Raw genomic sequence first — 13,243 nt, forward strand, 5'->3', positions numbered from 1 at the left:
CCTGGACCCTCCAGGATGCGGGATCGCTCAAGATCCGAGTGCGCCACGCTCCAGCAAGCCGGCGGCTACGGGGGTGGCGGCGAGCATGGCGGCGGGTCGGTTGCGCGCGGGCATGCGGTCACCTTCGGAGCGGCGGAACCTGGTCCCGTACTGATCGGAGCCTGGTCCCGTACACATCGGAACCTGGCCCGTAAACATCGGAACCTGGCCCGTACACATCGGAACCTGGTTCCGTACTGATCGGATCCTGGACCGCTGCCCTGAGCTGTCACGCCTTCTTGACCGTGACCTTCTTGCCGGAGGCCTTCACCGTGTAAGTGACGGTCGCCTTCGTCCACGGGTTCGTCGCGGCAATGCGAACGCCGCCGGTGACGTTCTTGACGGTGACCTTCACCGGCGAGGACTTGTTCCACGCATTCGCCTCGGTACGCGCGGCCTTGCGCAGGTTCGCGACCTTCACGGTGCGGCCCTTGGCGCCCGAGCGGGTGTCCGCCGCCGCGGAGTTCGCGAGCATTTTCACGTTCGCCGGCATCTCGACGTACGCGACGCCCTTGCTCAGCGCCGCCGCGGTGATCGTCTCGGCGGGCGACGGCAGGGTGACCGTCTGCGGGCCGTACGCGAATGTCATGTCGAGCGTGACCGAGCCGTCCTGCACGGCCAGGTCGGCGCCGGTCAGCACGCCGGTCGTGCCGACGTGCAGGATGATGTTCGTGGCGTCCTCGTCGGTGGCCGTGATGTCCACGCTGCCGTCGTCGTGGGTGACCTTCGTGCCGCCGCCGTCGAATCCGGTGGTCAGCGCGACCGGGCTCGGCGCGCTCTCCTCGATGTATTCGTCCAGGTCGAACGAGGCGTCCGCAGCGAACTGGTACTTCACCGCTGACTTGCCCATCATCTTCAAGGCCTGCCGCTCGGCGGACTCCTGCACCTCGTCGTAGACGCCCTTGCCGTCCGCCGCGAAGAAGTTCGCCGTGCCGAGGCCGGTGGCGCTGAACCGGTCCGAGTACAGGCCTTGGACCAGGTCGGCCGTGGTCGTGCCGTCTCCGTCGATCACCGTGCTGGTGCTGCTGAAGGTGAACTTGTAGTCCGAGGTGGTCTTCCAGCCCTTCGCACCGGCCGTCGCCGACGCGGTCGCGATCGCCTTCAGCTCGGCGGTCATCTGCGCGGCGGTCAGGTTCGCCGTGGTGTCGGCGGCGTACGCGACACCGGGCGCCACAATCAGGCCGGCAGCAACCGAAGCAGCGGCGAGCAGAACGGCAGGCCGGGTGATAACGGACATGCGGCTACCTTCAGGGTCGGCGGAACCAGGTGCCGTACGAATCGGTTCCCGGCCCGCCGGCCTGAGGTTTCAGCTGCCCTCTGTCAGTGCTGAAGCCTCTGTCAGGGCTTGCGGCCGACTGCGCCGTACTCGTCGACCGCGCGGGACTCGTCGCCGGTCGCGCCGTCGGCCGGGCGCCACTGGGCGCACGGCACCAGGCCGGGCTCCAGCACCTCGAGGCCCTCCAGGAAACGGCTGATCTCGTCCGGGTGGCGCAGGTGGTAGCTGAGCGGCGCGTTCGCGTTCCACACCCCGATGGCGTCCTCGAAGGCCGGCCCATCAATCACGTTGGTGCCATCGGCGGTGACCAGGTAACTGCCCGGGGCGAGTTCGCCGAGCAGCGTACGGACGATCTTCACAGCGTCGTCCAGGTTCGGCACGTGACCGAGAATGTTCATCAGGATCAGGCCGACCGGCTGGTCCAGGTCGAGTGTGCCCTTGGCCGCGGCGAGGATGGACAGCGGCTCGTGCAGGTTGGCGTCGACGTACTCGGTGCGGCCCTCGGGGGTGCCGGTCAGCAGCGCCCGGGCGTGCACGAGCACGAGCGGGTCGTTGTCCACGTACACGATCTTGGAGTCGGGGGCGACGGCCTGCGCGACCTGGTGGGTGTTCTCCGCGGTCGGCATGCCGGTGCCGATGTCGAGGAACTGCCGGATGCCGGCGTCGGTGGCCAGGTGCGTGACGGCCCGCTTCAGGAAGGCGCGGGACTGACGGGCGACGACCGCGATGTCCGGGTACAGGTTCGCGAAGTCGTCGCCGACGGCGCGGTCCACCTGATAGTTGTCCTTGCCGCCCAGCCAGTAGTTCCAGACCCGGGCGGAGTGGGGGACTGAGGTGTCGAGTTTGGCGTCGCTGTCGGTCATCGGGGGCTCCTGAAGCTCGCGGTGACGCAGAGCATACGCGCGTCCGATAAGGACAGTGGAGGCACGGCCGGGTGAACATATGAGGCGGGCGTGACACGTCCCCCCGCACGCGTCACGCCCGCCTCAACGACCCGCCCACCCCCACCGTCCTGGGGTGGCCGGGGAGGTCAATACCTCAGATCGACCACCACACGGTGGTGTCCGGAGGCAGCACCACGTTGTCCGGTGTGCCGTCCAGCGAGCCGCTGGTCAGCAGCAGCTCACCGGGGCGGCCGATCGCGACCGGCTGGTCGCTCATGTTGACCGTGCAACGGAACACCGGCTCGCCGGCCACCTCGCGCTCGAAGGCGAGGACACCCTCGGACGCCGGCACCCAGCGCAGGTTGTCGGTGGGCGCCAGAGCCGGGTGGCTGCGGCGCACGGCGAGCGCGGCGCGGTACAGCTCCAGCGTCGAGCCGGGCACCCGCTCCTGGGCGGCCACGCTGAGCTGCGCCCACGAGTCCGGCTGCGGCAGCCAGCTGCCGCCACCGTCGGGACCGAAGCCGTACGGGGCCTGGGTGCCACTCCACGGGATCGGCACCCGGCAGCCGTCGCGGTACCCGTCCTGACCGGTGGCGCGGTGGAATGCCGGGTCCTGGCGTACCTCCGGCGGCAGGTCGACGACCTCGGGCAGGCCGAGCTCCTCGCCCTGGTAGATGTAGGCCGAACCGGGCAGCGCCAGCATCAGCGCGGACGCGGCGCGGGCGCGCTGCAGGCCGGCGACCGGGTCGACCTCGGTGGGCCGGCGTCCGGCCACCTCGCCGTCGCCGGACTGGAGCAGCCGGTTGGTGTGCCGGACCACGTCGTGGTTGGAGAGCGTCCAGGTGGTCGGCGCTCCGACCGCGCGCATCGCGGCCAGCGACTCGTCGACCATCTGACGCTGGGCGGCCACGTTCCACGCGGTGCCCAGGTAGCTGAAGTTGAACGCCTGGTGCAGCTCGTCACTACGGACGTAGTCGGCGACCCGGGACAGGCTCGGCGCCCACGCCTCGGCCACCGCGATCCGCTCGCCGGGGTACTCGTCGAGGATCTTGCGCCACTCGCGATAGATCTCGTGGACGCCGTCACGGTCGAAGCAGGGGCTCTCGCCGACGCCGAGCAGGTGCCATTCGGCATCGCCGCCGACGTCCGGCAGGCCGTCCTCCTTGACCAAGCCGTGTGCCACGTCGACGCGGAAGCCGTCGACGCCGAGGTCGAGCCAGAACCGCAGGATCGTTTTGAACTCGTCGCGGACGGCCGGGTGCTCCCAGTTGAAGTCCGGCTGCTCCGAGGCGAAGAGGTGCAGGTACCAGTCGCCGGGCGTGCCGTCCGGATCGGTGACCCGGGTCCAGGCCGGCCCGCCGAAGATCGACGGCCAGTCGTTGGGCGGCAGTTCGCCGTTCGCACCCTTGCCGGGGCGGAAGTGGTAGCGGTCGCGGAACGGCGAGCCCGGGCCCTCGGCGAGCGCGCGCTTGAACCAGTCGTGCTGGTCGGAGGAGTGGTTCGGCACCAGGTCCACGATGATCCGCAGGCCGTGCTCGTGCGCGCCGGCGATCAGCTTCTCGGCGTCCGCGACGGTGCCGAAGATCGGGTCGACGGTCCGGTAGTCGGACACGTCGTAACCCGCGTCGGCCTGCGGCGAGGAATAGAAGGGGGAGAGCCAGACCGCGTCGATCCCCAGATCCCGCAGATATGGCAGACGGCTCAGGACGCCCGGGAGGTCGCCGATGCCATCGCCGTTGGAGTCGGCGAAGCTGCGGGGATAGATCTGGTAGATGACCGCGTTGCGCCACCAGGATGCGGGCGGCGCCTCCACGGCGGGCGGTGCGATCAGTTGATCAGTCATGTCGAGAAACGCTAGCAGGCGACTAACACGTGTTACATAGCCGAACGGTTGCTTTGTTGCAGCAAGTTCTTGCAGCCTCGTGATTTGCCGGATATGAGGGTGTTACCCGCCGGTCAAGTTCGGTTTCCCGGTCGAGTCCCGGATGATCAGCGATGTGCCGAGCATCTGATGCGGGTGCTGGTCCTCGCCCCGGATCGCGGAGATCAGGAAGTCAGCCGCCATCCGTCCCTTGGTCACGATCGGCTGCCGCACGGTGGTCAGCCGGGGACGGAACCAGGCGGACTCCGCAAGGTCGTCGAACCCGGTCACGGAGACCTCTGAGGGGACATCGATCGCAAGTTCTTGCAAAGCATCCACGGCGCCGTAGGCGAGCACGTCGGAGAGCGCGATGATGGCCGTCGGCGGGTCCGGCAATGCCATCAGATCGACGGTGGCGCGGTATCCGTCGGTGCGGGTCACGGGGGCTTCGGCCAGGCGTACATCAGAAAGGGCGAGACCGAAATCGCCCAGCGCATCCCCGATCCCGGCCCATCGCCGGGCCAGCGGCCCGCGATAGCCGCGCTCCGCCGCGTCCGGACCGGGGTCGATGCTCAGCACCGCGAGCCGGCGGTGACCGAGTTCGAGCAGGTAGCGCGCCACCTCGGCGGCGCCGCCCCGGTCGTCGACCTCGACGCTCGGCGCACCCTCGTGCCGGTCGCTGTCGATCAGCACGAACGGAATCCCGCGCCGATCCAATTCGGCCACCTCGCCACGATCAACTTCGAGGCCGCACACGATGAACCCGTCCACCGCGGCGTACGGAATCGCCTTGAGCACCGAATCCCGCAGCGGCGGCGTCAGCAGCAGCGTGTAACCCTCCTGGTCACAGACCTGCCCGGCACCCATGAGAAAACGCGAGTAATACGGGTTCTCCAGCACCTGCGCAAGCCGCTGCGGCAGCAGCACCCCGATCGAATTCGTCGTCCCGGCCTGCAGCATCCGTCCCAGCGTGTTCGGCGTGTAACCGAGCTTCTCGGCCGCGTCCAGAATCCGCTGCCGCGTCCCCGCCGCGATCCGCTGCGGATTGTTGAACGCGAACGACACCGCCGATCGCGACACACCCGCGGCCGCCGCCACATCACTGGACGTCGGCTTCCTCGACCGCATGCGAGCTCCCTGGGTTGGGAGCCCACGATAACCCAGACCGACTTCGGTCACTCAGGCTCTTTCCCTCACCCTCCCTCTCCGGTACGCCCAGCGAGCCCGCCCGGCCGAAGTGTCACGCGCTGTCACGGCGAGGCCGGCCGGTAGCCGATGTATGGAGCATGGTGGGGCCTCCGGGCACCGCCAGTCGCCAAGATCTGCACATGATGCCCGCCGGCATCACCCGCAGAGCGACGAAAACAGTCCCGATGAACCGCGCACCCCCGCGCACCCCCGCAGTCTGCGGGGCCGGCTCCGCCACAGCCAGCCCCCAGCGTGTTGTTTTAGGGTGCGATTCGAACCTGAAGTCAACACGCAGCAGGCGTTTCGCGGGATGCGTGTGGACATCGGGTGCGGATCGAACCCTAAGTCAACACACTGGGTCCGGGCGTGCGGTCGCTCCGGCAGGGCTGGGCGAAGCGGGCTGGGCGAAACGGGCTGGGTGGTGGACGCGGCGGTGGAACTGGTGAGTTTCGGGTCGGTCCGATGGCGCAACCGCACACCGTCGTCGGCTCGGCGCAGTGACCAGCAGGGTCACTGTTGTCTCGGCGGCCGCCGAGACAACAGTGAGAACCAGCCGGCCCGAGGTTTGTCAGGCGGCCGTCACCGGGACGCGGACGACCGCGTCGAAGAGGTAGCCCAGCGTGTTGTGGACAGTGACGTCGGGCTGGGTGTTGCCGTGCACGTCGGTAGCCCGGGCCAGCAGCGTGTGGGCACCGGCCGAGGGCTTCCAGTTCAGCTCCCAGCGCTGCCACACGCCGCCCGGAGTCGCGCCGTAGAAGCGGGCGCGTTTCCAGGTGGCACCGCCGTCGACGCTGACCTCGACCGTGCGGATCGGGCCGTGAGCCGACCAGGAGCGGCCGGTCAGGACCGTGCGCTTCTCAGCCTCGAAGACCGCGCCGGCGTCCAGCTCGAACGCGCTCTTGACCACCTGCGTGTCGAACGGCTGGCCCTCGGCGGGGTAGGACGGGCCGAAGAGGCGGTAGAATTGCGTGTTCCACGGGCTGAACAGGGGAGCCGACGACACCTCGATGCTGCCGACCCACTTGATCGATGCGATGCCGATCCAGCCGGGGACGATGACGCGTACCGGGTAGCCGTGGTCGGGTGGCAGGGGAGACCCGTTCATCTCGTAGGCGAGGATCACGTCGTCGAAGGCCTTTTCGACCGGGAACGGGCGGCGGACCTGGCCGAGGTCGACGCCGCCGCTGACGAAGTTCGCGTCGAGGCCGGCCGGCTGCACGTCGACGGCGTGCCGGCTGATCCCGGCGCGGCGCAGCACTGTCGACAGCTTGACGCCGCGCCACTTCGCCACCCCGATCGCGCCGAGGGTCCACGCGGTGCCGGAGACCGTCTGGCCCTGCTGCGAGGTGAAGAAGCTGCGGCCGTTGCCGGCGCACTCGACCGCGGCCGAAACCGTCACCGACGGCAGTGTGCGCAGATCGGCCAGGCTGAACTGGACCGGGCCGCCCCGCAGCCCGGATCCGAACACCGACAGGCTCCAGGTGGCACCGTCGATGATCGGTGTGGTCGTGTGGTTACGCACGAAGAACCGATCGATCGGTACGTAGTAACCCTGGTCCTTCAGCGACGACCAGCGGGTCTCCGCGTTGGTGCCGAGTGCCCGGAACAGCTCCGGCGGAAGCGGCTTGACGATCGGGGTGGCCGCGGCGGCCGGGCTGGACGAGACCCCGGCAAGGGCCGTGCCGACACCGGCGGCGGCGCTCAGGCGCAGCAGGTCGCGCCGGGAGAAGCCGCGCGTCCGCCCGGCCACGAAGTCTTGCAACCGACGCTCATCGTATTCAACCTCGTTCATGTCTGGGGATCCTATCGATTAGATAGGACATGTGGGTAGCCTGATGTCCATGGACTTCCACTGGTTTCTTCCCACCAACGGCGACAGCCGCGACATCGTCGGTGGCGGCCACGGTGTGCCGGTCGGCGCGGCCGGCGGTGTGCGGCCGCTGACCATCGGATACCTCGGCCAGATCGCCCGCAGCGCCGAGCAGCTCGGCTTCGTCGGCGCGCTCACCCCGACCGGCGCCTGGTGTGAAGACGCGTGGCTGACCACCGCGATGCTGACCGAGGTGACCGAGCGGCTGAAGTTCCTCGTCGCGTTCCGCCCGGGGCTGATCTCGCCAACCCTGGCGGCGCAGATGTCGTCGACGTTCCAGCGCCTGTCCGGCGGCCGGCTGCTGCTCAACGTGGTGACCGGCGGCGAGTCGCACGAGCAGCGCCAGTTCGGCGACTTCCTCGACAAGGAGGCGCGTTATGCCCGGACCGGTGAGTTCCTGAGCATCATCAACCGGCTGCTCCGGGACGAGACGGTCACGCATGAGGGCGAGCACCTGCACGTGGAGAACGCCACGCTCGCACGCGTGCCCGAGCTGAAGCCGGCCATCTACTTCGGCGGCTCGTCCAAGGCCGCCGGGCCGGTCGCCGCCGAGCACGCCGACGTCTATCTCACCTGGGGCGAGCCGCCCGCCCAGGTCGCCGAGAAGCTGGCCTGGATCCGGACGTTCAAGCCGAACATGCGGTTCGGCATCCGGCTGCACGTGATCACCCGGGACTCCGCCGAGCAGGCCTGGGCGGAGGCCGCCCGGCTGCTGCAGAACGTGTCGGAGGCGGACGTCGCCAAGGTCCAGGCCGGGCTCAGGAACAGCGAATCCGAAGGCCAGAAGCGGATGCTGGACCTGCACGGCGGCAACCGCGACGGCCTGGTCGTCTCGCCGAACCTGTGGGCCGGGGTCGGCCTGGTCCGCGGCGGCGCCGGCACCGCGCTGGTCGGCAGCCACACCGAGGTCGCCGACCGGCTCGAGGAGTACGCCGCCCTCGGCATCGACGAGTTCATCCTCTCCGGGTACCCGCACCTGGAGGAGGCGTACTGGTTCGGCGAGGGGGTGCTGCCGGAGCTGCGCCGCCGCGGACTGTGGCGTCATCCGGCAGGCGAGCGCGACACCGCCCCGGCGGCGATTCCGTTCGCCGGGGTGCCATTGCAGAAATGAAGAGACGGCCCGGACCAAGGTCCGGGCCGTCTCTCTCAACAGATCTCAGCTGTCGGCTGGCGTGGTGAGCTTGCTGCGGTTCACCGCGTCCCAGTCGGTGCGCTCGCGCGAGCCACCCGCATCGACCGCCGACGATTTGTCTTGCGGCTTGCCCGGCCACCAGAAACGGTCGCCGGTCAGGGTCGCCAGAGCCGGGACCAGGACGGTACGCACGAGCAGCGTGTCCAGCAGCACCCCGATGCCGACGATGATGCCGATCTGGGTGAGCGTGACGACCGGCAGCACGCCGAGTACCGCGAAGACCGCCGCGAGCAGGATGCCCGCGCTCGTGATCACGGCGCCGGTGACAGCGAGTGCGTGCACCATGCCGTCCCGGGTGCCGCGCGCCGGCGTTTCCTCCTTGGCCCGGGTGACCAGGAAGATGTTGTAGTCGACGCCGAGCGCCACCAGGAACAGGAACGCGAAGAGTGGCACCGAGTTGTCCAGCGCGGGGTAGTCGAACACGTGGCGGAACAGCCACGAGCCGGCGCCGAGCGAGGCCATGAAGCTGAGCACCACTGTCATCATCAGCAGTACCGGGGCGACCAGCGCCCGCAGCAGCAGAACCAGCACCAGGAACACCACGCCGAGGATGACCGGAACGATCATCTTGAGGTCGTGGCGGGCGGCGTCGCGGGTGTCCAGGGCGGTCGCGACAGTTCCGCCGACCAGGGCTTCGCCGCCGAGGTTCTCCCGCATCGCGCGGATCGTGTCGAACGCCTCGGCGGTGTCCGGCGCGGCCTGCATGACGGCGCTGATGCTGGCCAGGTCGGCGTTCTGCTCGGCGACCCGGACCTGGACCACGCCCGGCGTGTCTTCCAGGATCTTGACGACCTGGTCGGCCTTGGCCGGTTCGGTGAGCACGGTGGCCGGTCCGGCGGCGCCGGCCGGGAAGTACTTGCTGAGCGTCTCCAGGCCGGCGACCGACTCGGCCTCGACCCGGAACTGCTCGGTCTGCGACAGGCCGACCTTGGTGCCCAGCGCGCCGAGCGACAGGATGCCCAGCACGACAACGGCGAACGCGGTCACGGCGACCGGACGGCGTACGACGCCGCGGCCGACCTTGCCCCAGAAGCCCCGCTCGCTCTCCGCGCCGTCCTGGCCGACCTTGGGGATGAATGGCCAGAACAGGCGGCGTCCGCAGATCACCAGTGCGGCCGGGAGCACGACCAGAGCGAACAGTGAGGCGATCGCGACGCCGACGGCGGCTGTCACACCGAGCGCGGCGTTGCTCTTGAGGCTGGCCAGCAGCAGGGTCAGCAGCGCCAGGACCACGGTGCCGGAGCTCGCCAGGATCGCCGGGCCGGCGCCGCGCAGAGCCTTGCGCATGGCCTCGAAGCGGTCCTCGTGCTTGTGCAGCTCCTCGCGGTACCGCGAGATCAGCAGCAGTGCGTAGTTGGTGCCGGCGCCGAAGACCAGCACCGTGACGATTCCCGTCGTGGAGCCGTTGATGGCCAGGTCGGTGTGTTGCGAGAAGACCGCGATGGCCTTCGCCGCGAGCTGGTCGGCGAGACCGACCACGAACAGCGGGACGATCCAGAGGATCGGGCTGCGGTACGTGACAAGCAGCAGCACGGTCACCACGATGACGGTGACGATCAGCAGCCGGGTGTTGGCCCCGCTGAAGCTGTCGGAAAGATCGGCGCTGAATCCGGCGCCGCCGGTGACCTGCGCGGTCACACCGGCCGGGAGATCGGTCTTGAGCTGGTCGCGCAGCTCCTGGACCTTGGTGATCGTCTCGTCCGCGTCGCCGGTGGCGGCGAGCGGAACCGTGATGATCGCGGCCTTCCGGTCCTCGGACAGGATCGGCTCGCCCAGCTTCGTGACGCCGGCCAGGTCGGCGTCGGTGAGCGCCTCCCCGCCCTTCGCGATCACGATCAGGGCCGGGTTGGTCCGCCCGGACGGCAGCTCTTTCTGCAACTGCGCGACCTTTGTCGACTCAGCCGAGGACGGCAGCGACGAGGTGGGGTCGTTGTCCGTGGTCGTCGACCCGGCGAAGGCCAGCACGGCCCCGCCGATGACGAGGGCCAGCAACAGTGTTGCCCATGCCCTTCTCATGAAACCTCCAAGACTGAGAATCTTTACAATCGAGATTGTTCACGAGTCGGGCCGGATCTGCAACACTTACCCCCGTGGAGGGAACTGAGACCGCCGAACGCCAGCGGTTACGCAGGGCGCTTGTCGACCTGCTGAACACGTACAGCAGCGAGGCGCAACACATCGGGCACGCATTCGCCAACCGCAACCATCTGCACGCCACCGACATGCACGCGCTGCTGGCCGTGATGCACGCCGAACGTCATGGCACGCCGCTGACCCCGGGAAAGCTGGGTGAGGCGATAGGTCTCTCCTCGGGCGCGACCACGGCTCTGATCGACAGGCTGGAGAAGGGTGGCCACCTGCGCCGCTCCCGGGAAAGCACCGACCGCCGGGTGGTGCACCTGCGTTACGGCGACGCGGGAATGCACCTGGCGATGTCGTTCTTCGCGCCGCTGCGCCCGCACACCGACGCGGTGATGGAGGAGTTCACCGTCGGCGAGCTTCTCGCCATCGAGAAGTTCCTGCGGGGTATGACCGGTGCGCTGGTGGAGTACCGCGACGAACTGAGAGGCCGTTAGCCTTCGTCACCTGGCAAGGGCGGCGTAACGGCCGCCCTTGTCGAGCAGCGCCTCGTGGGTCCCGGACTCCAGGATCCGGCCGTGGTCTATCACCGCGATCTGGTCCGCGTTGCGCACCGTGGACAGGCGGTGCGCGATGGTCACCGTGGTGCGGCCGGCCGACAGCTCGTCGAAAGCGCGCTGCACGGCCCGCTCGGTGTCGTTGTCCAGAGCGCTGGTGGCCTCGTCCAGCACCAGGATCCGGGGATCGCGCAACAGGGTCCGGGCAATGGCGATCCGCTGTTTCTCGCCACCGGAGAAACGGTGTCCCCGGGAACCGACCATCGTGTCGTAACCGTCCGGCAGGCCCGCGATCAGATCGTGAATCTGCGCGGCACGGGCCGCCGCGACGATCTGCTCGTCGGTGGCGTCCGGTTTGGCGTACCGCAGGTTCTCCCGGATCGTCGTGTGCAGCAGATAGGTCTCCTGGCTGACGACGCCGACGATTTCCGCGAGCTGGGTGAGTGACAGATCCTTGATGTCGACACCGTCGATCGTCACCCGGCCCGATGTCGCGTCGTGCAGGCGGGCGATCAGCGAGGCGATCGTGCTCTTTCCGGAACCCGTCTCGCCGACGAGCGCCAATGACGAACCGGCCGGGACGTCCAGGCTCACTCCTGCCAGTGCGGCTGTCTCGCTGTCTCCGTACACGAAAGTCACGTCCTCGAAGCGCAAGTGGCCTCGCGGGTGATCGAGTCGCACGGGCGTCGCCGGTTCCTGAACCTCGACCGGAAGGTCGAGATATTCGAAGATGCGCTGGAAAAGCGCGAGCGACGCGGTGAGCGTGACGCCGACGTCGAGCAGGCTCATCAGCGGTCGGAACAGCCCGGCCTGCAAGCCGGTGAAGGCGACGAGCGTGCCGATGCTCATGGTGCTGAACGGCAGCCCGGCGGCAAGGTAAATGGTCGCCGGAATGGCCGCGAAGATGATGTTCATGGTGGCCATCCGCCAGCGTCCGGCCAGCTCAGAGCGGAGCTCCAGGTCGATGAGCCGGTGCGACGAATCGGTGAAACGCTCGATCTGCGCGTCGCCGGCGCCCATCGTCTTGCTCAGCTGAATGCCGCTGATCGAGAGGCCTTCGTCGATGATGACGTTGAGTTCCGCCAATTCGCGCTGGCGCTGGGCGGTGATGGCCTGCCGCATCCGCGCGACGCGCCTGGTCCAGTAGATGGCCGGCGGCAGCGCCACCAGCGAGACCAGGGTCAGCTGCCAGGAAAGGGCGGCCATCGCGACGAGCGTGGCGATGACGGTGGTGAAGTTCGAGGCGACCGAACTGGCGGTGGAGGTGACCACCTGCTGCATGCCGCCGATGTCATTGGTGATGCGGGATTGCACCTCGCCGGTGCGGGTCCGGGTGAAGAAACCGACCGACTGCCGTTGCAGATGAGCGAAGACGTCGGTGCGCAGCCGGTGCATGACCCGCTGGCCGACCCGGGTGGAAATCCACGTCTGAATCACGCCGAGCGCGGAGGTGGCAGCTGCGACCGCGACCATTCCGGCGACCAGCCAGATCAGAAGCGTGAGATTGCTGTCCGGCAGCGCGACGTCGATGACCTCCCGCAGCAGGAATGGTGACACCATCGCGAGAATCGACGAGACCACGATGACGCCGACAACGACGGACAGATGCCGCCGGTGCCCGATGAACAATGCGCCGATGCGGCGCAGGGAGACCGCGCGTGCTTGCGCTTTCTCCGCGGGGGTCACGGTCCGTGCCGCGCCCCGGCCTGGGCGTTCCGCCAAATCACTACCTTCTTTCGTACGGGATCAGCGCTTCCGTCAAGCGCGTCCAACATGCTGAGGTTACCTCAACATGAGGGTACAACCGCAACCGCTGCTACCTTGTTCCCGTGGATCGTGAGCCTCATGCGGCTGAGGAAGAGAGCCTGCTCGAAGCGTTCTGGGCGGTCGCCCGGCGGCTGCGGCACGGCACCCGGGTCGCGCTGGAGCCGTGGAACGTCACACCGTCGCAGTCCCGCGCGATCGGTGTGCTGTCCCGGCACGGTGAGATGCGGCTCAGTGTGCTCGCTGAGCATCTGCGGATCGCGCCGCGGTCGGCCACCGAGGTCGTCGATGATCTGCAGCAGCAGGGTCTCGCGTCGCGCAGCCCCGATCCGGCGGACCGGCGGGCCACGCTGGTGGCGCTGACGGAGGAAGGGCTGGCCACGGCGGCGGCGATCCACTCGGCGCGGACGGCTGAGGGTGAGCGGTTGTTCGCGGTGCTGGAGCCGGCCGACCGGGCTGAGTTGACGCGGTTGCTTCGGGTCCTGCGGGATTAGTTCTTCCGGGAAACGCCAAGCGACCGCGAGGCCAGGGCC

The 13,243-nt window shown here is 68.7% G+C and carries 10 protein-coding genes; 3 read left to right on the top strand and 7 right to left on the bottom strand.

Going from position 1 to position 13,243, the window contains the following annotated elements:
* Positions 1-268: 268 nt before the first annotated feature.
* From ACQP2E_RS14945 to ACQP2E_RS14965, 5 genes are all read right to left on the bottom strand, one after another.
* Positions 269-1,276, bottom strand: coding sequence for a hypothetical protein (locus ACQP2E_RS14945; RefSeq protein WP_433831981.1), 1,008 nt, complete (start codon positions 1,274-1,276; stop codon positions 269-271).
* A gap of 101 nt (positions 1,277-1,377) precedes the next feature.
* The gene (locus ACQP2E_RS14950; protein WP_433831983.1) at positions 1,378-2,178 is read right to left on the bottom strand and encodes an SAM-dependent methyltransferase; all 801 of its coding nucleotides are present in this window, start codon (positions 2,176-2,178) and stop codon (positions 1,378-1,380) included.
* 175 nt (positions 2,179-2,353) lie between these two features.
* Positions 2,354-4,042 carry a glycoside hydrolase family 13 protein gene (locus tag ACQP2E_RS14955; RefSeq protein ID WP_433831985.1) on the bottom strand — a complete coding sequence of 563 codons (1,689 nt, stop codon included), beginning with the start codon at positions 4,040-4,042 and terminating at the stop codon, positions 2,354-2,356.
* Between the two features lie 102 nt (positions 4,043-4,144).
* Positions 4,145-5,188 (bottom strand): LacI family DNA-binding transcriptional regulator, encoded by a 1,044-nt coding sequence (locus ACQP2E_RS14960; protein ID WP_433831987.1) that lies wholly within the window; start codon positions 5,186-5,188, stop codon positions 4,145-4,147.
* A gap of 628 nt (positions 5,189-5,816) precedes the next feature.
* The gene (locus tag ACQP2E_RS14965) at positions 5,817-7,040 is read right to left on the bottom strand and encodes a molybdopterin-dependent oxidoreductase (RefSeq protein WP_433831989.1); all 1,224 of its coding nucleotides are present in this window, start codon (positions 7,038-7,040) and stop codon (positions 5,817-5,819) included.
* Between the two features lie 43 nt (positions 7,041-7,083).
* Between ACQP2E_RS14965 and ACQP2E_RS14970 the strand changes: the two genes are divergently transcribed.
* Positions 7,084-8,229 (top strand): LLM class flavin-dependent oxidoreductase, encoded by a 1,146-nt coding sequence (locus tag ACQP2E_RS14970; protein ID WP_433831991.1) that lies wholly within the window; start codon positions 7,084-7,086, stop codon positions 8,227-8,229.
* Positions 8,230-8,274: 45 nt separating this feature from the next.
* Here the strand turns inward: ACQP2E_RS14970 and ACQP2E_RS14975 are convergent, their stop codons facing one another.
* Positions 8,275-10,326 (bottom strand): MMPL family transporter, encoded by a 2,052-nt coding sequence (locus tag ACQP2E_RS14975; protein WP_433831993.1) that lies wholly within the window; start codon positions 10,324-10,326, stop codon positions 8,275-8,277.
* A gap of 74 nt (positions 10,327-10,400) precedes the next feature.
* Between ACQP2E_RS14975 and ACQP2E_RS14980 the strand changes: the two genes are divergently transcribed.
* Entirely contained in the window at positions 10,401-10,886 is a 486-nt protein-coding gene (locus ACQP2E_RS14980) for a MarR family winged helix-turn-helix transcriptional regulator (protein ID WP_433831995.1), read from the top strand.
* Between the two features lie 6 nt (positions 10,887-10,892).
* Here ACQP2E_RS14980 and ACQP2E_RS14985 read toward each other — a convergent pair whose 3' ends face one another.
* On the bottom strand, positions 10,893-12,632 hold the full coding sequence (locus tag ACQP2E_RS14985) for an ABC transporter ATP-binding protein (RefSeq protein ID WP_433833930.1): 1,740 nt from the start codon (positions 12,630-12,632) through the stop codon (positions 10,893-10,895).
* Between the two features lie 143 nt (positions 12,633-12,775).
* Here ACQP2E_RS14985 and ACQP2E_RS14990 point away from each other — a divergent pair, with 143 nt between their 5' ends.
* Complete coding sequence (locus ACQP2E_RS14990) at positions 12,776-13,204, top strand: MarR family winged helix-turn-helix transcriptional regulator (protein WP_433831997.1); 429 nt, start codon at positions 12,776-12,778, stop codon at positions 13,202-13,204.
* The last annotated feature ends 39 nt before the right edge of the window (positions 13,205-13,243 follow it).

Source organism: Actinoplanes sp. CA-015351, assembly GCF_050955685.1.
GTDB lineage: Bacteria > Actinomycetota > Actinomycetes > Mycobacteriales > Micromonosporaceae > Actinoplanes.